Raw genomic sequence first — 21,399 nt, forward strand, 5'->3', positions numbered from 1 at the left:
TGTAAATAAGTTACAAAAAAGTTAACGATTTACTTACCAATAGTTAAAATGTGGTCTTTCCCTTTTTATACTTTTTTTACACCTGCCCTTCTGATTTTTGCGAAATCTTTGCGCCATAAATCCTACCGTTTGTACAACAACAAAAGTCACCCGGAGGTGGATTGTGAGTGCAGGTCTGATTGCCGGCATCGTGCTGGTGTTCCTGTTATTGGGTTATCTGATTTATGCCCTGATTAATGCGGAGGCATTCTGATGGCTGCTCAGGCGTTTTTGCTTATTGCCAGCTTTTTACTGGTGCTGTTTGTGCTCGCCAGGCCGCTGGGAACAGCGCTGGCGCGTCTGATAAACAACGTGCCATTGCCGGGCACGCGAAATATTGAAAACGTGCTCTGGCGCATTTCAGGTATCAGCGACCGGGAAATGAACTGGCGCCAGTACCTGATGGCGATACTGCTTCTGAATATCCTGGGGCTTATTGCCCTCTTTACGCTGCTGATGCTCCAGGGCAGTCTGCCGTTGAACCCGCAGCAGTTACCGGGTTTATCCTGGCATCTGGCGCTGAACACGGCGGTCAGCTTTGTCACCAACACCAACTGGCAGTCTTACGCTGGTGAAACCACGCTCAGCTACTTCAGCCAGATGGCCGGGTTAACCGTGCAAAACTTTCTTTCTGCGGCCAGCGGTATCGCGGTGATCTTCGCCCTGACGCGCGCGTTTGCCCGTCAGAATGTCAGCACCCTCGGCAACGCCTGGGTTGATGTCACGCGCATCACCCTTTGGATCCTGGTGCCTGTTGCGCTGATTATTGCCCTGTTCTTTATTCAGCAAGGCACTCTGCAAAACCTGCTGCCTTATACCCCTTACACCTCGCTTGAAGGGGCCAGGGAACTCCTTCCTATGGGGCCGGTGGCGTCGCAGGAAGCGATCAAGATGCTGGGCACCAACGGCGGCGGCTTCTTCAACGCCAACTCATCGCATCCGTTTGAAAACCCAACGGCATTAACCAATTTTGTACAGATGCTGGCGATCTTCCTGATCCCCGCCGCGCTCTGCTTCGCCTTTGGCGATGTGGTTAACGATCGCCGCCAGGGACGTACGCTGCTGTGGGCGATGTCGTTGATCTTCGTGGTCTGCGTAGCACTGGTGATGTGGGCCGAATGGAACGGCAACAGCCACTTCATGCTGCTGGGGGCTAACAGCAATATCAACCTGGAAGGCAAAGAGAGCCGCTTCGGCATTCTTGCCAGCAGCCTCTATGCGGTGGTCACCACGGCAGCCTCCTGCGGGGCAGTGAACGCCATGCACGACTCTTTTACCGCGCTCGGCGGCATGATCCCGATGTGGCTGATGCAGATTGGCGAGGTAGTTTTCGGTGGGGTCGGTTCGGGGCTGTACGGCATGCTGTTGTTCGTTCTGCTCGCCGTGTTTATCGCCGGGCTAATGATCGGTCGCACGCCGGAGTATCTCGGCAAAAAAATCGACGTCCGCGAAATGAAATTAACCGCGCTGGCAATTCTGGTCACCCCCACCCTTGTGCTGCTCGGTACCGCGCTGGCGCTGATGACCGACGCCGGGCGCAACGGCATCTTTAACCCGGGCATTCACGGCTTTAGCGAAGTGCTTTACGCCGTTTCGTCTGCCGCCAACAACAACGGCAGCGCCTTTGCAGGATTAAGCGCCAACTCGCCGTTCTGGAACTGTTTGCTGGCGTTCTGCATGTTCATCGGACGTTTCGGCGTGATTATTCCCGTCATGGCGATCGCTGGAACACTGGTGAATAAGAAGATCCAGCCGACCACCACCGGTACGTTACCGACTCACGGCGCGCTGTTCGTCGGCCTGCTGATTGGCACCGTTCTGCTGGTGGGTGCCCTGACCTTTATCCCCGCCCTCGCGTTAGGCCCGGTTGCGGAATATCTCTCTTTACGCTGATTTTGCGGAGAATTTGTCATGAGTCGTAAACAACTGGCCCTGCTCGAACCGACGTTAGTTCGTCAGGCCCTCATGGATGCGGTAAAAAAACTGAGCCCGCGCGTGCAGTGGCACAACCCGGTGATGTTTATTGTCTGGACTGGAAGTTTACTCACCACCGCACTGGCGATTGCCATGGGAACGGGACACCTTTCAGGGAATGCAACCTTTACCGCCGCCATCAGCCTGTGGCTGTGGTTTACCGTGCTGTTCGCCAACTTCGCCGAAGCGTTAGCGGAAGGCCGCAGTAAGGCACAGGCCAACAGCCTGAAAGGGGTAAAAAAGACCGCCTTTGCGCGCAAATTACGCGAACCTAAATACGGCGCGCAGATGGACCACGTTCCGGCGGATGAACTGCGCAAAGGTGACGTGGTGCTGGTGGAAGCTGGCGACATCATCCCCTGCGACGGTGAGGTGATTGAGGGCGGCGCGTCGGTAGACGAAAGCGCCATTACCGGGGAATCCGCACCGGTGATCCGTGAGTCGGGCGGAGATTTCGCCTCAGTTACCGGCGGAACGCGCATTCTTTCCGACTGGCTGGTGATCCAGTGCAGCGTTAACCCGGGCGAAACCTTTCTCGACCGGATGATCGCCATGGTGGAAGGCGCACAGCGTCGTAAAACGCCGAACGAGATCGCCCTGACCATTCTGCTGGTGGCGCTCACCATTGTTTTCCTGCTGGCAACGGCGACCCTGTGGCCCTTCTCCGCCTACGGCGGTACAGCGGTTAGCATCACCGTACTGATCGCCCTGCTGGTCTGTCTGATCCCCACCACTATCGGCGGCCTGCTTTCCGCGATTGGCGTGGCGGGGATGAGCCGGATGCTGGGCGCGAACGTCATCGCCACCAGCGGACGCGCCGTTGAAGCGGCGGGTGACGTAGACGTGCTGCTGCTGGATAAAACCGGGACCATCACCCTGGGCAATCGTCAGGCCTCTGACTTTCTACCTGCTCCCGGCGTGGATGAAAAAACGCTGGCTGACGCGGCGCAGCTTTCCTCGCTGGCCGATGAAACGCCGGAAGGCCGCAGTATCGTGATCCTCGCCAAGCAGCGCTTTAACCTGCGCCAGCGCGACGTTCAGAGCCTGCACGCCACGTTCGTGCCCTTCACAGCGCAAACCCGAATGAGCGGAATTAACATTCAGGACCGGATGATCCGTAAAGGGTCCGTTGATGCCATTCGCCGTCATATTGAAGCCAATAATGGACACTTCCCCCCGGAAGTCGACAACCTGGTGGAAAGCGTGGCGCGTCAGGGAGCAACCCCGCTGGTGGTGGCGGAAGGTGCAAGCGTTCTGGGGGTTATCGCCCTGAAGGATATCGTTAAAGGCGGTATTAAAGAGCGTTTCGCCCAGATGCGTAAGATGGGCATTAAAACAGTGATGATCACCGGGGATAACCGTCTGACTGCGGCGGCCATTGCCGCCGAAGCGGGCGTGGATGATTTCCTTTCCGAAGCGACGCCGGAAGCGAAGCTGGCACTCATTCGCCAGTATCAGGCGGAAGGCCGTCTGGTGGCGATGACCGGCGACGGCACCAACGACGCCCCGGCGCTGGCGCAGGCCGACGTGGCGGTGGCGATGAACTCCGGTACCCAGGCGGCAAAAGAGGCGGGCAACATGGTGGATCTCGACTCGAACCCGACCAAGCTGATCGAAGTGGTACATATCGGGAAGCAGATGCTGATGACGCGCGGCTCGCTGACCACGTTCAGTATCGCCAACGACGTGGCGAAGTATTTCGCCATCATTCCGGCGGCTTTTGCGGCAACCTACCCGCAGTTGAATGCCCTGAACGTGATGCACCTGCACTCTCCGGCCTCGGCCATTTTGAGCGCGGTGATCTTCAACGCGCTGATTATTGTCTTTCTTATTCCGTTGGCGCTGAAAGGGGTGAGCTATAAGCCGCTGACGGCCGCCGCCATGCTGCGCCGTAACCTGTGGATTTACGGTCTGGGTGGGCTGGTGGTGCCCTTTATTGGGATCAAGGTTATCGACATGCTGTTAACGCTGTTCGGGCTGGTTTAAAAGGTGGATCCAATGACGATGTTACGTCCCGCTATACTGTTGTTTATTCTGCTGTCTCTGATTACCGGCGGGCTTTACCCGCTGATGACTACCGCGCTGGGCCAGTGGTGGTTTAAAGATCAGGCCAACGGCTCGCTGATTATCCAGAACGGTGAAAACCGCGGCTCGCGTCTGATTGGGCAGAACTTTACGGACCCGCGCTACTTCCAGGGACGCCCTTCCGCCACTGCGGAAAGCCCGTATAATCCAATGGCCTCCGGCGGCAGCAATCTGGCTGGCAGTAATCCTGACCTGGACAAAGCCGTTGCTGAACACGTTGCCGCCCTGCGCGCCGCGAATCCGCAGGCCAGCCGTGAGGTGCCGGTTGAGCTGATCACCGCTTCCGCGAGCGGGCTGGATTACAGCCTGACGCCGGATGCGGTGGTGTGGCAGATCCCACGCGTGGCAGCCGCCCGTCAGCTGACCGTCGAGCAGGTGAGCCAGCTGGTCGCAGAACATACGCAAAAGCCGCTGGTCAGCTTCATCGGCATGCCGATAGTGAACATTGTTGAGCTGAATCTGGCGCTGGACGCGCTAAGGAAGAACTAAATGACCGACGAGCCCATGCGCCCGGATCCGGACAGGCTGCTTGAACAGACGGCTGAAGCCCACCGCGGCAAGCTGAAAATTTTCTTCGGCGCCTGCGCGGGCGTCGGGAAAACCTTCGCCATGCTGACGGAAGCCCAGCGGCTTCGGGCGCAGGGGCTTGATATTCTCATCGGCGTGGTGGAAACCCACGGTCGCAAAGAGACGGCTGCGCTGCTGACGGGGCTGGCGACGCAGCCGCCCCAGCGTATCAGCCATCGCGGGCGGCTGGTCACGGAGTTTGATCTTGATGCCGCCCTCGCCCGCCGCCCTGCCCTGATCCTGATGGACGAACTGGCGCACAGCAATGCGCCAGGCTCCCGCCATCCGAAGCGCTGGCAGGATGTTGAGGAGCTGCTTGAGGCAGGCATTGACGTCTTCACCACGGTAAATGTTCAGCATCTGGAAAGCCTGAACGACGTAGTGAGCGGCGTAACCGGTATCCAGGTGCGGGAAACCGTCCCCGATCCGTTTTTTGATTCTGCCGATGAAGTCGTACTGGTTGACCTGCCGCCGGACGATCTACGCCAGCGCCTGCACGAAGGCAAAGTGTATATTGCCGGCCAGGCCGAACGCGCCATCGAACATTTTTTCCGCAAAGGAAACCTGATTGCCCTGCGCGAGCTGGCCCTGCGCCGCACCGCCGATCGCGTTGATGACCAGATGCGCGCCTGGCGAGACCTACAGGGACAAGAGCGCGTCTGGCACACGCGGGACGCCATTCTGTTATGCATTGGTCACGGCAGCGGCAACGAAAAACTGGTTCGCACCGCCGCCCGGCTGGCAGCGAAATTTGGCAGCGTCTGGCACGCGGTCTACGTCGAAACGCCGCAGCTGCATGGCCTGCCAGAAAATCAGCGTCGCGCCATTTTGAGCGCGCTGCGGCTGGCGCAGGAGCTGGGTGCCGAAACCGCCACCCTTTCCGAACCGCAGGAAGATAAAGCCATTCTGCGCTACGCGCGCGAGCACAACCTGGGCAAGATTGTCATTGGACGTCGACAGCATCGCCGCTGGTTTAGCCGCGAATCTTTTGCCGACAGGCTGGCCCGCCGCGCGCCGGATCTTGATTTAGTCATCGTCGCGCTGGATGACAAGCCCGCCCCTCTGCCCAACCGTACGCCGGATGCTCGCACCTTTGGCGATAAATGGCGCATTCAGATCCGCGGTTGCCTGGTGGCCGTGGTCCTTTGCGCCCTGATTACGGTGATTGCCAGCCAGTGGCTCATCGCCTTCGACGCCGCCAATCTGGTCATGATTTATCTGCTCGGCGTCGTTGTGGTCGCGCTCTTTTATGGCCGCTGGCCGTCGGTGCTGGCAACGGTGATCAACGTCATCAGCTTCGACCTTTTTTTTATCGCTCCGCGCGGGACGCTTGCTGTCTCGGACGTGCAGTACATTCTGACCTTTGCCGTGATGCTTACCGTCGGGCTGGTGATCGGGAATCTGACGGCAGGCGTACGCTACCAGGCACGCATTGCCCGCTATCGCGAGCAGCGCACGCGCCATCTGTATGAAATGTCAAAATCGCTGGCGGTTGGCCGCACGCAGCGGGATATCGTACAGACCAGCGAGCAGTTTATCCGTTCGACCTTTCATGCCAGTAACCTGATTTTGCTCCCCGACGAACAGGGGCGCCTTCGCCCGCTGACCTCCCCTTCGGGGATGACGCCCTGGGATGAAGCGATTGCCCGCTGGAGTTTCGATAAGGGGTTACCTGCCGGCGCCGGCACCGACACGCTGCCCGGCGTGCCTTACCAGATCCTGCCGCTGCGCAGCGCGGATAAGAATCACGGGCTGGTCATCGTCGAGCCGTCTAACCTGCGTCAGCTGATGATCCCAGAGCAGCAGCGCCTGCTGGAAACCTTCACCCTGCTGGTCGCCAGCGCCCTTGAACGGCTGGCGCTCACCGCCAGCGAAGAGCAGGCGCGGCTGGCAAGCGAGCGCGAAAGTATTCGCAATTCGCTGCTGGCAGCGCTGTCTCACGATTTGCGCACCCCGCTTACCGTGCTGTTTGGCCAGTCCGAAATTCTGACGCTGGATCTGGCGGCGGAAGGATCAAAGCACGCGATGCAGGCCAGCGAAATTCGCCAGCACGTGCTGAATACCACGCGCCTGGTGAACAACCTGCTGGACATGGCGCGCATTCAGTCCGGCGGGTTTAACCTCAAAAAAGAGTGGCTCACCCTTGAGGAGGTTGTCGGCAGTGCGCTGAAGATGCTGGAGCCGGGTCTCGGCGGGCGCCATATTGAGCTGGACATGCCGGAACCCCTGACGTTAATCCATGTGGATGGCCCGCTGTTTGAGCGCGTGCTGATTAATCTGCTGGAAAACGCGGCTAAATACGCCGGGACAAAGGCCCGGCTGGGGATTGCTGCCAGGGTGGATAAACGTGTGCTGCGGCTCGACGTCTGGGATAACGGGCCGGGTATTCCGGCCGGTCAGGAGCGCGCCATATTCGAAAAATTTGCGCGCGGTAATAAGGAATCCGCCATTCCGGGCGTTGGGCTGGGTCTGGCGATCTGCCAGGCGATTGTCGACGTGCATGGTGGCACCATTTCCGCAGAGAACCGCCCGGAAGGTGGGGCACGCTTTTGTGTTACACTTCCTCTTGAAACCCCACCAGAACTTGATGAATTACCAGAGGATTTGTGATTAACGTTCTGATTGTTGAAGATGAGCTCGCTATCAGCCGATTTCTGCGTACCGCGCTGGAAGGCGACGGCTTGCGCGTGCATGAAGCCGGTACGCTTCAACGGGGGTTAATTGAAGCCGCCACCCGCAAGCCAGATCTGGTGATCCTGGATCTGGGACTTCCGGATGGCGACGGCATCGATTTTATTCGTGAGGTGCGTCAGTGGAGCCAGATGCCCATTCTGGTGCTCTCTGCCCGCACCGAAGAGACGGATAAAATCGCCGCGCTGGATGCCGGAGCGGATGATTATCTGATCAAACCGTTTGGCATTGGCGAGTTACAGGCCCGGCTTCGTGTGGCGCTGCGTCGACACAGTGCCACGTCCCCTTCCGATCCGGTGTACGCCTTTGGCGATATCCGCGTCGATCTTGCTGCCCGCCGCATCGTGCGAGGGGAAGAAGAGATCCACCTTACGCCTATCGAATTTCGTCTGCTGGCCGTGCTGCTCAATAACCACGGAAAAGTGTTAACGCAGCGACAGCTGTTAAGCCAGGTCTGGGGACCGAATGCTGTCGAGCATAGTCACTATTTACGCATTTATATGGGACACCTTCGCCAGAAACTTGAAGCCGATCCCGCGCGTCCTCGTCATTTATTAACAGAAACCGGTATCGGATATCGGTTTATGATCTGAATAAGTATTCACTTTAATTTTAAATAAAAAACATACCGGCCTGAATATAGCCATGAAAATAACGATGAGTTTATTTTCATAGCTATATCCGCCCTCTTTAAACACAATTAAAACATCAAATTAACACCGAACCAACAAAACAGCATTTTGATCTGCGTTATTCACTCAAAACGACTAATTATTTCTAAAATGATCGGTTATTGGTGATCTGTTTCACAGTTAATCCCTTTTTCCTGGATAAAATGACCATGCTTTCAATTACTGAAAGGAAACTGAACATGGAAAACAATAATCATTTAATGCCCCATATAAGGCGGACAACACATATCATGATGTTTGCCCACCGTAACTGTTTTGACTTTCATCTCTTTAACGCCCGGTAGTCCTTCGACTTCTGGCGCATCTGCTTACAGGTTATCCTGAAAAACGCTATTTTACAGGCTGTTGCCTGTGAACACCTGCGCTCATTCCTTGTGATTCAGATTCTCCGCAACCGGGCGGACTGAATTCTACTCAGCAAAAAAGCAATTAACTGATTTCGTATCAGCGGACACGCTTTGCTTTTTTTTCCGGAAATAATCGATTTCTTTACCGCAAGAAGTCGAGGGCCCCATATTGCATGAAATAAAGAGATAAAGATGAAAACGTTAAAAATTGCCGTCAGCCGTGCCTGCCCTGAATGCTTTACCACTTCGCGCGACATCGTGGATATCACCGCATCAGATTATATTGATGTGGCAGCCGTGGTTCTGGCCGTCAGCGATATTTTCAATGGCGCCATAGAAGAAATTGAAGCCACGGGATTCGGTATCCCGGTGTTTATTGCCACGCATAAAGAAGAAAGGGTTCCGGCTGAATTTCTGTCGCGTATTCACGGCGTTTTTGAGTACTCCGACACCAGCAATGTGTACTACGGACGCCAGCTTGAAGCGGCTGCACAGAAGTACGAAACCCAGCTCCGCCCGCCGTTCTTCCGCGCGCTGGTCGATTACGTCCAGCAGGGGAACAGCGCGTTTGACTGCCCCGGACATCAGGGAGGCCAGTTCTTCCGCCGCCATCCGGCCGGAAACCAGTTTGTCGATTTCTTTGGCGAAACGCTTTTCCGCGCCGATCTGTGCAATGCCGACGTGGCAATGGGCGATCTGCTGATCCACGAAGGCGCGCCATGCATCGCCCAGCAGCATGCGGCAAAAGTCTTTAATGCGGATAAAACCTACTTCGTGCTGAACGGCACCTCCTCTTCCAACAAGGTGGTGCTCAATGCCCTGCTCACGCCAGGCGATCTGGTGCTGTTCGATCGCAATAACCATAAATCTAATCACCACGGGGCGCTGTTACAGGCGGGCGCGACGCCGGTGTATCTGGAAACGGCGCGCAACCCGTACGGGTTTATCGGCGGTATCGACGCACACTGTTTCGACGAGAGCTACCTGCGGGAGCTGGTGTCAGAGGTCACGCCTGGCCGTGCGCGGGATGAACGTCCGTTCCGTCTGGCGGTGATCCAGCTGGGCACCTACGACGGTACCATTTATAACGCCCGTCAGGTGGTGGATAAGATTGGTCACCTGTGCGATTACATTCTGTTTGACTCCGCCTGGGTGGGTTACGAGCAGTTTATCCCGATGATGGCCGACTGCTCGCCGCTGCTGCTGGAGCTGAACGAAAACGATCCGGGCATTCTGGTGACCCAGTCGGTGCATAAGCAGCAGGCGGGCTTCTCGCAAACCTCGCAAATCCATAAGAAGGACAGCCACATAAAAGGCCAGCCGCGCTATGTCCCGCATAAACGCCTCAACAACGCCTTTATGATGCACGCCTCCACCAGCCCGTTTTATCCGCTGTTTGCCGCCCTGGATATCAACGCCCGCATGCACGAGGGGCAAAGTGGGCGCAACATGTGGATGGACTGCGTGGTGACGGGTATCGAAGCGCGGAAACTGATCCTTCAGAACTGTCAGTTTATTCGTCCGTTCGTGCCGGAGACGGTGGATGGCCGTCCATGGGAAAGCTGGGATACGGCAGAGATTGCGACCGATCTGCGCTTCTTCCATTTCGTTCCGGGCGAACGCTGGCACGCCTTTGAGGGATACGCCGAGCATCAGTATTTTATCGATCCCTGCAAACTGCTGCTAACTACGCCGGGCATCAACGCCCGCACCGGTGAGTACGATGATTTCGGCGTGCCCGCGACCATCCTCGCCAACTTCCTGCGTGAAAACGGCATCGTGCCGGAAAAATGCGACCTCAATTCCATTCTGTTCCTGCTCACCCCGGCGGAGGACATGGGCAAATTGCAGCAGCTCGTCGCCCAGTTGGTGCGCTTCGAAAAACTGCTCCAGAGCGATGTGCCGCTGAAAGAGGTTCTGCCCTCTCTTTATAAGCAACATCCGGAACGTTATGCGGATTATACCCTGCGTCAGATTTGTCAGGAGATGCATGACCTCTACGCCCGCCATAACGTGAAGCAACTGCAAAAAGAGATGTTCCGCAAGTCTCACTTCCCACGCGTCATGATGAACCCGCAGGAGGCGAACTATGCCTATCTGCGCGGTGAGGTCGAGCTGGTGTCCCTGCGCGACGCGGAAGGCCGTATCGCCGCGGAAGGCGCGCTGCCTTACCCACCGGGGGTGTTGTGCGTGGTGCCGGGAGAAGTCTGGGGCGGTTCCGTGCTGCGCTATTTCGCCGCGCTGGAAGAAGGGATCAATCTGCTGCCGGGTTTTGCGCCGGAGTTACAGGGGGTTTACGTCGAGGAGTGTGACGGTCGCAAACAGGTGCGCTGCTACGTCATCAAACAACCTGCCGCTCAGCCATCGCTGCTGAAAGGAGAAAAATTATGAGTAAGGCCAACAAGATGGGCGTGGTGCAACTCACTATTCTCACCATGGTGAATATGATGGGTTCGGGGATCATCATGCTCCCCACCAAGCTCGCTGAAGTGGGGACGATTTCGATTATCTCCTGGCTTGTTACCGCCGTGGGTTCGATGGCGCTGGCGTGGGCGTTTGCCAAGTGCGGTATGTTCAGCCGCAAGTCCGGCGGGATGGGCGGCTATGCCGAATATGCGTTTGGTAAGTCCGGTAACTTTATGGCGAACTATACCTATGGCGTGTCGCTGCTGATCGCCAATGTGGCGATTGCCATTTCCGCTGTCGGTTACGGCACAGAGCTGTTTGGCGCGACGCTGACCCCGGTGCAAATTGGGCTGGCGACCATCGGCGTGCTCTGGATCTGCACCGTCGCTAACTTTGGCGGCGCGCGCATCACCGGACAGCTCAGCAGCATCACCGTCTGGGGCGTCATCATCCCGGTTGTCGGCCTGTGCATCATCGGTTGGTTCTGGTTCAGCCCGACGCTGTACGCCAATTCCTGGAATCCGCATCACGTACCGTTCTTCACCGCCGTGGGATCGTCCATCGCCATGACGCTGTGGGCCTTCCTCGGGCTGGAGTCGGCCTGTGCGAATGCGGAAGTGGTGGAAAACCCGGAGAAAAATGTGCCGATCGCGGTACTCGGCGGGACGCTGGGGGCGGCGGTGATCTATATCGTCTCAACCAACGTGATTGCGGGAATTGTGCCCAACATGGATCTGGCTAACTCCACGGCGCCGTTCGGACTGGCGTTTGCGCAGATGTTTACGCCGGAGGTAGGGAAAGTGATCATGGGACTGATGGTGATGTCCTGCTGCGGCTCGCTGCTGGGCTGGCAGTTCACCATCGCCCAGGTATTCAAATCTTCCGCTGACGAAGGTTATTTCCCGAAAATCTTCTCCCGCGTCACCAAAGCGGATGCACCGGTGCAGGGCATGCTGGCGATTGTCATCTTCCAGAGCGGATTGTCGCTGATGACCATCAGCCCGTCACTGAACAGCCAGTTTAACGTGCTGGTCAACCTGGCGGTGGTGACGAACATCATTCCGTACATTCTGTCGATGGCGGCGCTGGTGATTATTCAGAAGGTGGCGAAGGTGGATCCGCGCAAAGCCCGGGCGGCCAATATCGTGGCGCTGATTGGGGCGATTTACAGCTTCTATGCGCTCTACTCGTCCGGTCAGGAGGCGATGCTGTATGGGGCGATGGTGACATTCATGGGCTGGACGCTGTACGGTCTGGTCTCACCACGGTTTGAACTGAAGAATAAACATAGTTAAAAAAGAAGCCCGGTGGCGCTGGCGCTTACCGGGCCTACGAGGTCAATGCAAAACGGCAACCCTGAGGTTGCCGTTTTTTATGTTTTCTCCCTCTCCCAGTGGGAGAGGGCCGGGGTGAGGGCATCAGCCCGCACCAGATCACGACTTACGCGTTTTTCAGCACTTCGCTGACAATCTCTACCGCTTCTTTCTCAATCTGCTGACGATGCTCAGCGCCGAGGAAGCTTTCACAATAGATTTTGTACGCATCTTCCGTACCGGATGGACGCGCGGCGAACCAGCCGTTTTCGGTCATCACTTTCAGGCCGCCGATCGATGCGCCGTTACCCGGCGCCGCCGTCAGACGCGCGGTGATCGGGTCACCAGCCAGGGTACTGGCACTGACCATCTCCGGAGAGAGTTTTGACAGAGCTGCTTTTTGCGCAGACGTGGCGCCAGCCTGAATACGGTTATAGCTTGGCGCACCAAAACGTTCCGCCAGCTCGTTGTAATGTTCCTGCGGGTTCTTACCGGTGACCGCGGTGATTTCCGCCGCCAGCAGGCACATGATGATGCCGTCTTTATCGGTTGACCATGGGGTGCCGTCGAAGCGCAGGAAGGATGCCCCCGCGCTCTCTTCACCGCCAAAGCCGAAGCTGCCGTCGTGCAGACCGTCAACAAACCACTTGAAGCCCACCGGCACTTCCACCAGCTTGCGACCCAGCGCATCGACCACACGGTCAATCATAGCGGAAGAGACCAGCGTTTTACCCACCGCGACCTCTTTGCCCCACTGCGGACGGTGCTGGAAGAGATAATTGATTGCAACAGCCAGGTAGTGGTTCGGGTTCATCAGCCCTGCCGGGGTGACGATACCGTGGCGGTCGTAGTCCGGGTCGTTGGCAAACGCCAGATCGAACTTGTCGCGCAGCGCCAGCAGGCCAGCCATTGCGCATTCGGAGGAGCAGTCCATACGGATCGCGCCGTCTTTGTCCAGATGCATAAAGCGGAAGGTCTGATCGACGTGATCGTTCACGATGGTCAGATCCAGCTTGTAGTGCTCGGCAATGCGTTTCCAGTATTCAATACCGGAGCCGCCCAGTGGATCCACGCCCAGCTTCAGACCGGCTTTCTGGATAGCGGCCATATCGACGATATCCGCCAGCCCTTCCACGAACGGCTGCACCAGATCCTGCTCTTTCACGTGGCCGGAGGCCATGGCTTCATCCAGCGAGATGCGTTTCACACCGTTCAGACCGTTAGCCAGTAACGCGTTGGCACGATCTTCCACCACTTTCGTGACGTTGGTATCCGCCGGGCCACCGTTAGGTGGGTTGTACTTGATGCCGCCATCTTCCGGTGGGTTGTGGGAAGGGGTGATCACAATGCCGTCAGCCTGCGCGCCACCTTTTTTGTTGTGTACCAGAATAGCGTTAGAAACCGCTGGCGTTGGCGTAAAACCGTTGTTCTCCTGAACAATCACGTCTACGCCGTTCGCCGCCAGCACTTCCAGCACGGAGATAAAAGCAGGTTCAGACAGGGCGTGGGTATCTTTCCCTACATAGCACGGACCGGTGACGCCATTTTTGGCGCGCTCTTCCGCGATGGCCTGAGCAATGGCCAGAATGTGCGGTTCGTTAAAGCTGTGGCGCGCCGCACTACCGCGGTGGCCAGATGTACCAAACTTCACTGCGTGTTCTGCGTTGCCCACCACCGGCTTCAGCACGTAGTACTGCGCGGTCAGTTGAGCGACGTTAATCAAATCGCTTTGTTGTGCAGGTTGTCCTGCACGGCTGTGATTTGCCATTGCCTGGTCCTTCTGATGCAAGGGTTAAATTGTACCGCAAACCTTTTCGATCAATTCCGCCGGGAACTGCATGGACTGCATGATATGTTCGATCATGCTGCACTTACGGCCCGTATTGGTGTTGGTGATCACCCAGTATGGTGTACCGGGAACGTGTTTGGGCTTGGTTTGGTTGCCATTTTGCAGCAGGGTCTGCTCGTCGCCTGCGAAGTAAACGCGCGTGCGACCGTGCAGCGACTCTGTCGCTTCTGCAAATGCGTTGTTATCCAGTGAGTAAAGTGTAGACAGCACCAGCATAAAGCGGTTAACCGCCTTTTTCTGCTCGGCATATTCATCGGACAGCAGCAGCTCGCGCATCGCGCGCACTTTGTCTTTTGCCGGCATGACGGCAGGTTTTACTTGTGCAACAACGCTCGGCTGAGACACGACATCTTTAGTGACAGGAGTGGGCTGTGAGGCGGCGGAAATTTTAAGCATGCGCCGTAAAATGTCGGACGCGCTCTCCCCAATATGCCGCGTCTGGCTGGCAATATACTGATAGAGTTCGTCATCAACTTCGATTGTTTTCATCTTAATCCAGTGCGATATCTTATCTGAATACAAGTCGTTGAGATTATAAGGTCAAATCCCAACAGCGGATAGCGTCAAACCAGGTTGGCGGCAAAAGTCAGATTAAACTGGATCCTTGCCCCCGGGCGGCAGAATGGTCAACATGATACCCTAACCTGACAAACCTAAAAAAAGAACTTTGCCATGAAATTGAATTCCCGAGCGCAAACTGCACAATCGCCGAACAATAATTCTCCCATCGTACTGGTTCACGGCCTGTTTGGTAGCCTGGATAATCTGGGTGTGCTGGCGCGCGATTTAGTGACCGATCACGCGATCCTCCAGGTTGATATGCGCAATCACGGTCTTTCTGGGCGCTCGGAGGAGATGACCTACGCAGCCATGGCGCAGGATCTGCGGGACACCCTCGATGCGAATAATATCCAGAAAGCGACGCTTATCGGGCATTCAATGGGCGGCAAAGCGGTGATGGCGCTCACTGCGCTGGCCCCTGAGCGTATTTCCGGGCTGGTGGTCATCGACGTTGCGCCCGTCAATTACGACGTTCGCCGTCACGATGAGATTTTTGCCGCCATCAATGCGGTCACCGAAGCGGGTGTCGCAACCCGCCAGCAGGCGGCTGCCGTTATGCGTGAGCATCTCGATGAAGAAGGCGTGGTCCAGTTCCTGCTGAAATCGTTTGTTGACGGACAATGGCGCTTTAACGTCCCGGTATTGTGGGATCAGTATTCGCATATTGTGGGCTGGGAAACCGTCCCCGCCTGGCCGCACCCTACCCTTTTTATTCGCGGCGGCAACTCCCCTTACGTCACTGATGCGTATCGTGACACGCTGCTGGCGCAATTCCCGCAGGCTCGCGCTCACGTTATTGCGGGTGCCGGGCACTGGGTACACGCGGAAAAACCGGATGCCGTCCTGCGCGCCATTCGCCGCTATCTTACTGATACAGCGAATTGATTAAAAAGCCAGCGACCGGAAGACGACGGGCTTCCAGTCGTTGGCGTGTGGATTTGGGTGATGTATGATGGCGCGCTTATCGCCCGGGCATTAGCAGGGCGGCGTGTTTCCCCCGAAGTCTCAGAATCATGGCCAAAGAACAAACGGACCGTACGACACTAGATCTGTTCGCGAATGAGCGTCGACCGGGACGACCGAAAACGAATCCGCTTTCGCGCGATGAACAGCTGCGTATCAATAAACGCAACCAGCTTAAACGCGATAAAAATCGTGGGCTTAAGCGTGTCGAACTGAAGCTGAATGCCGATGCCGTCGATGCGCTTAACGAGTTAGCTGACGCGCGCAACATCAGCCGCAGCGAACTGATCGAAGAGATGCTGATCGCCCAGCTTGAGACGTTACGCGGCAAGGCGTGAGTCAGAAAATCCCCAATATTACCTTTTTCATGTAGCACAGAGTGCAGTCCTGCGTGATAGCTGTTTCCGCAGGGTTGCCTGTTCTGCTATTATTGCCCTTATCCGTGGACAATTTGCGCCACCATACCATTAAGTTTCAAGAGGTTATTTTACTCATGGCAATCATCGGCATTTTCTTTGGCAGTGATACCGGCAATACTGAAAATATCGCAAAAAACATTCAAAAACAGCTCGGTAAAGACGTTGCTGATGTGCATGACATCGCCAAGAGCAGCAAAGAAGATCTCGAGGGCTATGATATCCTGCTGCTGGGCATCCCGACCTGGTACTACGGTGAAGCACAGTGTGACTGGGACGATTTCTTCCCGACGCTGGAAGAAGTAGACTTCAACGGCAAGCTGGTTGCCCTGTTTGGCTGTGGCGATCAGGAAGACTATGCTGAGTATTTCTGTGATGCGCTGGGCACTATTCGCGACATCATTGAGCCACGCGGTGCGGCGATCGTCGGTCACTGGCCAACGGCGGGTTACCATTTCGAAGCGTCCAAAGGTCTGGCAGATGACGATCACTTCGTTGGCCTGGCCATTGATGAAGACCGTCAGCCAGAGCTGACCGCTGAGCGTGTAGAAAAATGGGTTAAGCAGGTTCGTGAAGAGCTGAACCTGGACGATATCCTTAACGCCTGATATCTCTGCGGCGCAACTCCGGTTGCGCCCGTTTTCCAGGTAAAACCGATTAAATTAATTGCTACAAACTTTTAACTTTTTCGCCCAGACCTGTACAATATCCCCCTGGTAAAAAGTGGGTGCCATCGAACAAGTTTGTTGGTAATACCACGTTTTTATAAGCATACTTTGCTTGAGACTTGCAGTTTTCATTTAGCCATGGCAGTTCTATAATGAGACGCATTATCCCAAGTGCATTTTCTGTCACTTCTTCTTTTGAAGTGAATCGTTTAGCAACAGGACAGATTCCGCATGACTGACAACAATACCGCATTAAAGAAAGCTGGCCTGAAAGTAACGCTTCCTCGGTTAAAAATCCTTGAAGTGCTTCAGGGGCCAGACAATCACCATGTCAGTGCGGAAGACCTTTATAAGCGTCTTATCGATATGGGTGAAGAGATTGGGCTGGCAACCGTCTATCGTGTGCTGAACCAGTTTGATGACGCGGGCATTGTTACTCGTCATAATTTCGAAGGCGGTAAATCCGTGTTCGAGCTGACTCAGCAGCATCACCACGATCACCTGATCTGCCTCGACTGTGGCAAGGTCATTGAATTTAGCGATGATTCCATTGAATCACGCCAGCGTGAAATCGCCGCCCGTCATGGCATCCGCCTGACCAACCACAGCCTGTACCTGTACGGTCACTGCGCTGAAGGCGATTGCCGCGAAGACGACCACGCGCACGACGCGAAATAATATCGTGTTCATACTCTGAGCCAGCCGTAAGGTTGGCTTTTTTTTGCCTGAAAAAAGCCCGGTGGCGCTGCGCTTACCGGGCCTACGGGCTGTGACACCGTTGTAGGCCCGGTAAGCGCAGCGCCACCGGGCGTAAAGCAACTTATTTATTGTTATTGCGAATCTCGTCCCAGATCTTATCGCAACGCTTCGCCACTTCCTGATCGTTACCGCTTTTCCGCGCCTGGATACAGGCCTGGTAATCCATCACGCGAACATTTTCCTGCGTCGCAAACTGCTCATGCGCTTTCTCTTTTTTCAGCACATTCAGCACGCTCTGGCAGGCTTCAATCTTCTCTGGCGATCCTTGTGCTGTATTGATGCAGGCGCTATACGCCTCCTTCAGACGGGAGTCTTCTTTCTGCGCCTGATCCTGCGCACATGCCACCAGCCCCGATGCCAGCAGCGCAACGATTACCATTTTTTTCATCATATGCAGTCTCCATGCAGGCGGGATTTCGCCCGCCTGCGTGTTCATCAGAAGATTGTGAATGGCGCAATGACCATGAATTTCACGTCACGTTCATCCTGGAAGATGTTGCCGTAACCGCCCGCGTAGCTCGGGATATCGGAGTGGTTGTCATACTGGGTGAAGTGCAGTTTGAACATCGTGCCTTTCGCACGGCCCTCCTGAAGGGTGTAAATCGCATCCAGACTGTATGAAGACTCTTTCAGACGGTAGTTCGGATCGTAGTAGGCGTCTGGCGTAGCCATATCTGCTGGCTTCGCGTCCCAGGCGTACGCGTAGGACGCACCCACTGCCCAGCCAGGCAGGTTCCAGTTCTTCAGGTCATACATTGCGCCGAAGAAGACCGCCTTTTCGCCGTCGGCGTTAAAGTCAGAGCGGTTATCCCACCAGATATCCAGACGACCATTGGAAGAGGCGTAGGTTGGCGTCATACGTTGCAGGAAGTAGCCCTGCTGCCCTTCTGCCTTGACCCATGTTCCCTCCAGACGTAAATCAACCTGACCTACCTTGTAGCCGAAGGTCAACGCCTGTAACCACGCGGTGCCGTCATAGATATCATTTACGCTGCCATCACTGACTTTGTCGCGCGTACCGTAGAACTGATAGCTGGTGCTCAGCGGGCTACCCGCGATATCAAATTTGTAGCTGGCTTTAGCAAAGTACTGATCGATATAGCCTTCAGCCTGACCAAAAGCAGCTTCCAGCACCAGATCGTTTTTGAAGTCGTACTTCGCCCCCAGCGAGTGGAGATAATCAACTTTGGTTTTTTTATCGTTCTGATAGAACTTGTCCATCTCAATGTGCCACGGCGCTTTGTACTCGTTGGTCCACATATAGGAGAAGCTCAACGCCCCCGCATCGCCGTAGTCAAAATTAGCACCGGCTTCCGCACCCTGATAGGTACCTGGCATAAAGCTCCAGTGCGGTGCTAACAGCGTCTGACCGGTTGGCTGGATATAACCTCCACGCGCCCAGACCGGACCATATTTGAATTTTGCAGCCGCTTTATACAGGCTGATTCCGCTTTTATCGCCGGACCAGTCTTCGTCGTAGGCTTTATTGCTGGAGGAGAACGCAATTTCGTTCGGATGGCCGCTGTCGCCATTTTCGGCCATTTCAATTGCGGTGAACGCTGCAATATCGATTCCGAACATATCGGCGGCATATCCCGACTGGAAATCAAGGTTGGCGTTCCAGGTCGAGTGAGAAAGGTTGGTTTTGTATTTATCTTCAGTGACGTCTTTACGGTCACGCTCACGCTGCCAGTAATAAATACCGCCCGTGAGGGTGGAATCTTCGATGAAACCTGCTGCTTTTGCCTCTGGCGCAACCACCAGGCCCGACATTGCTGTCACACCGGCGATAGCCAGCGCCAGCGCACTACGTTTGCCACTGAACGTACGCATAGATTATTCCTCTTTGACGAATTAAAACGCCTTAAACGGCGAAAAACAGAAAAGACCAAGTGGTCAGGGGTAGTCAGAAATACCCTCGAATTAACTACCGTCTTTAGGTTATTTTTCGCGACGCGAATTATCAATGCTTTTAATCAGGCAAAAGTCAGGATTATGACGAAGAGCACATATTTCGTAGTGCTTTGTAACATTTACCGGGAAGCAAGTACTGGCGGGGGAATGCGCTAATTTTCAGTAAGTAACATTGATATTGTGAATATATTTTTCAGCGTTTCTGTTTTTGGAAAACAACAAACTTTTTTAAATAAAATAAGTAGCACCACATTGACCTGGAATGTTGGCTTTAATTCATCATCCCGATGCTTAACGACATGATCGTTAAATAAAAAAACGCCGCATTACGCGGCGTTTGTTTCTCATTGACCATGCCAGCGTGATTATTCGCCGATCTTAGTCCAGGTATCACGCAGACCGACGGTACGGTTAAATACCGGTTTTTCCGCCGTGCTGTAACGGCTGTCCAGGCAGAAGTAACCCTCACGTTCAAACTGGAACGCTTTACCGGCTTCAGCGGCTTTCAGAGACGGCTCGGCATACCCCTGCTTGATAATCAGCGACTCAGGGTTGATAACCGCCAGGAAGTCCTCCGCAGCGCCTGGGTTAGGTACGCTGAACAGACGATCGTAGAGACGGATCTCAACCGGCAGCGCATGCTGCGCACTCACCCAGTGGATTACACCTTTTACTTTACGGCCATCCGCCGGATCTTTACTCAGCGTCTCTGCGTCGTACGTACAGAAGATGGTCGTGATGTTACCTTCCGCATCTTTCTCTACGCGCTCGGCTTTGATCACATAGGCGTTACGCAGACGCACTTCTTTGCCCAGCACCAGACGCTTGTACTGCTTGTTCGCTTCTTCACGGAAGTCGGCGCGATCGATCCAGATTTCACCGCTGAACGGCACGTCGCGGGTGCCCATTTCCGGTTTGTTAGGATGGTTAGGCATCGAGACCAGTTCGCTTCCACCCTGCGGATAGTTTTCGATGACCAGTTTCACTGGATCGATCACTGCCATCGCGCGCGGCGCGTTTTCGTTCAGGTCTTCGCGAATGCAGGATTCCAGAGACGCCATTTCGATGGTGTTGTCCTGCTTGGTAACGCCAATACGTTTGCAGAACTCACGAATAGACGCCGAGGTATAGCCACGACGACGCAGGCCAGAGATGGTGGGCATACGCGGGTCGTCCCAGCCTTCAACGTGCTTGTCGGTGACCAGCAGGTTCAGCTTACGCTTGGACATCACGGTGTATTCCAGGTTCAGACGAGAGAACTCGTACTGACGCGGATGCACAGGAATGGTGATGTTATCCAGCACCCAGTCGTACAGACGACGGTTGTCCTGGAATTCCAGCGTGCACAGAGAGTGCGTAATGCCTTCCAGCGCATCGCTGATGCAGTGGGTGAAGTCGTACATCGGGTAGATGCACCACTTGTTACCGGTCTGGTGGTGTTCAGCGAACTTAATGCGGTACAGCACCGGATCGCGCATCACGATGAACGGAGACGCCATATCGATTTTGGCACGCAGACACGCTTTACCTTCTTCGAAGCCACCGGCACGCATTTTTTCAAACAGCGCCAGGTTCTCTTCCACGCTACGATCGCGGAACGGGCTGTTTTTACCAGGCTGAGTCAGCGTACCGCGGTATTCACGGATTTCGTCAGCAGACAATTCGTCGACGTATGCCAGACCTTTGTTAATCAGTTCAACCGCATAGGCATACAGCTGATCGAAGTAGTCTGAGGAGTAGCAGATATCGCCAGACCAGTTGAAGCCCAGCCATTGCACGTCGTTTTTAATCGACTCAACGTATTCGATGTCTTCTTTTACTGGGTTGGTGTCATCGAAACGCAGGTTGCACTGCCCCTGGTAATCTTGCGCAATACCAAAGTTCAGGCAGATCGATTTGGCGTGACCAATGTGCAGGTAGCCATTTGGCTCCGGCGGGAAACGCGTGTGGATTGTGGTGTGCTTACCACTGGCCAGATCTTCATCGATGATCTGACGAATAAAGTTACTCGGGCGGGCTTCTGCCTCACTCATCGTGGATTCCTCAAAGCGTAAACAACGTATAACGGCATATGATCTTATAAGCCGGACGTAGTGACAACCCTTAAAACGTCCCGGAAGAAAATAATGGGGGCAATTGCTGCAAAAAAAAGCGG

The 21,399-nt window shown here is 55.3% G+C and carries 18 protein-coding genes; 13 read left to right on the forward strand and 5 right to left on the reverse strand.

From position 1 onward, the window contains the following. Window positions 1-163: 163 nt before the first annotated feature. From kdpF to potE, 9 genes are all read left to right on the forward strand, one after another. Window positions 164-253 (forward strand): K(+)-transporting ATPase subunit F, encoded by a 90-nt coding sequence (kdpF, locus tag ACOTYH_RS03965; protein WP_003858638.1) that lies wholly within the window; start codon window positions 164-166, stop codon window positions 251-253. Continuing rightward, window positions 253-1,932: a potassium-transporting ATPase subunit KdpA gene (gene kdpA / locus ACOTYH_RS03970; RefSeq protein ID WP_032652985.1), complete on the forward strand. Its 1,680-nt coding sequence runs from the start codon at window positions 253-255 to the stop codon at window positions 1,930-1,932. Before kdpF ends, kdpA begins: the two co-directional genes overlap by 1 nt. A gap of 18 nt (window positions 1,933-1,950) precedes the next feature. Beyond that, entirely contained in the window at window positions 1,951-3,999 is a 2,049-nt protein-coding gene (gene kdpB / locus ACOTYH_RS03975; protein WP_032652983.1) for a potassium-transporting ATPase subunit KdpB, read from the forward strand. A 12-nt stretch (window positions 4,000-4,011) separates the two neighbouring features. Continuing rightward, window positions 4,012-4,587 (forward strand): potassium-transporting ATPase subunit KdpC, encoded by a 576-nt coding sequence (gene kdpC / locus ACOTYH_RS03980; RefSeq protein WP_048973818.1) that lies wholly within the window; start codon window positions 4,012-4,014, stop codon window positions 4,585-4,587. After that, window positions 4,588-7,275, forward strand: coding sequence for a two-component system sensor histidine kinase KdpD (gene kdpD, locus ACOTYH_RS03985; RefSeq protein WP_015571120.1), 2,688 nt, complete (start codon window positions 4,588-4,590; stop codon window positions 7,273-7,275). Next, window positions 7,272-7,949, forward strand: a complete 678-nt coding sequence (gene kdpE, locus ACOTYH_RS03990) for a two-component system response regulator KdpE (RefSeq protein ID WP_003858643.1) — start codon at window positions 7,272-7,274, stop codon at window positions 7,947-7,949. Before kdpD ends, kdpE begins: the two co-directional genes overlap by 4 nt. Window positions 7,950-8,227: 278 nt before the next feature. Next, window positions 8,228-8,332 carry a leader peptide SpeFL gene (gene speFL / locus ACOTYH_RS03995; protein ID WP_421637565.1) on the forward strand — a complete coding sequence of 35 codons (105 nt, stop codon included), beginning with the start codon at window positions 8,228-8,230 and terminating at the stop codon, window positions 8,330-8,332. 255 nt (window positions 8,333-8,587) lie between these two features. Further along, a complete protein-coding gene (speF, locus tag ACOTYH_RS04000) occupies window positions 8,588-10,786 on the forward strand; it encodes an ornithine decarboxylase SpeF (protein ID WP_058688875.1) in 2,199 nt (732 codons plus the stop codon). Then, window positions 10,783-12,096, forward strand: a complete 1,314-nt coding sequence (gene potE, locus ACOTYH_RS04005; RefSeq protein ID WP_003858648.1) for a putrescine-ornithine antiporter — start codon at window positions 10,783-10,785, stop codon at window positions 12,094-12,096. The genes speF and potE overlap by 4 nt, the downstream gene beginning before the upstream one ends. A 145-nt stretch (window positions 12,097-12,241) precedes the next feature. On the opposite strand, the gene pgm is transcribed toward potE, so the two are convergent. Together pgm and seqA are read right to left on the reverse strand one after the other, a co-directional pair. Further along, window positions 12,242-13,882, reverse strand: a complete 1,641-nt coding sequence (gene pgm, locus ACOTYH_RS04010; protein ID WP_015571122.1) for a phosphoglucomutase (alpha-D-glucose-1,6-bisphosphate-dependent) — start codon at window positions 13,880-13,882, stop codon at window positions 12,242-12,244. Window positions 13,883-13,906: 24 nt separating this feature from the next. Beyond that, on the reverse strand, window positions 13,907-14,452 hold the full coding sequence (gene seqA, locus ACOTYH_RS04015) for a replication initiation negative regulator SeqA (RefSeq protein WP_003858650.1): 546 nt from the start codon (window positions 14,450-14,452) through the stop codon (window positions 13,907-13,909). Window positions 14,453-14,635: 183 nt separating this feature from the next. Here seqA and ybfF point away from each other — a divergent pair, with 183 nt between their 5' ends. From ybfF to fur, 4 genes are all read left to right on the forward strand, one after another. Next, window positions 14,636-15,409 carry an esterase gene (gene ybfF, locus ACOTYH_RS04020; protein ID WP_047727387.1) on the forward strand — a complete coding sequence of 258 codons (774 nt, stop codon included), beginning with the start codon at window positions 14,636-14,638 and terminating at the stop codon, window positions 15,407-15,409. Between the two features lie 128 nt (window positions 15,410-15,537). Continuing rightward, entirely contained in the window at window positions 15,538-15,825 is a 288-nt protein-coding gene (ybfE, locus tag ACOTYH_RS04025; RefSeq protein WP_003858652.1) for a LexA regulated protein, read from the forward strand. 155 nt (window positions 15,826-15,980) lie between these two features. Further along, entirely contained in the window at window positions 15,981-16,511 is a 531-nt protein-coding gene (fldA, locus tag ACOTYH_RS04030) for a flavodoxin FldA (protein WP_003858653.1), read from the forward strand. 291 nt (window positions 16,512-16,802) lie between these two features. After that, a complete protein-coding gene (gene fur / locus ACOTYH_RS04035; protein WP_010428651.1) occupies window positions 16,803-17,249 on the forward strand; it encodes a ferric iron uptake transcriptional regulator in 447 nt (148 codons plus the stop codon). A 142-nt stretch (window positions 17,250-17,391) separates the two neighbouring features. On the opposite strand, the gene chiQ is transcribed toward fur, so the two are convergent. The 3 genes from chiQ to glnS form a co-directional block, all read right to left on the reverse strand. Continuing rightward, window positions 17,392-17,718 carry a ChiQ/YbfN family lipoprotein gene (chiQ, locus tag ACOTYH_RS04040; protein ID WP_032102682.1) on the reverse strand — a complete coding sequence of 109 codons (327 nt, stop codon included), beginning with the start codon at window positions 17,716-17,718 and terminating at the stop codon, window positions 17,392-17,394. Window positions 17,719-17,765: 47 nt separating this feature from the next. Continuing rightward, window positions 17,766-19,163, reverse strand: a complete 1,398-nt coding sequence (chiP, locus tag ACOTYH_RS04045) for a chitoporin ChiP (RefSeq protein ID WP_017694280.1) — start codon at window positions 19,161-19,163, stop codon at window positions 17,766-17,768. Between the two features lie 446 nt (window positions 19,164-19,609). Continuing rightward, window positions 19,610-21,277: a glutamine--tRNA ligase gene (gene glnS, locus ACOTYH_RS04050; RefSeq protein WP_047734239.1), complete on the reverse strand. Its 1,668-nt coding sequence runs from the start codon at window positions 21,275-21,277 to the stop codon at window positions 19,610-19,612. Window positions 21,278-21,399: the final 122 nt, after the last annotated feature.

It is taken from the genome of Enterobacter cloacae complex sp. SHL001, from assembly GCF_049236825.1.
Classification (GTDB): Bacteria; Pseudomonadota; Gammaproteobacteria; order Enterobacterales; family Enterobacteriaceae; genus Enterobacter; species Enterobacter hormaechei_C.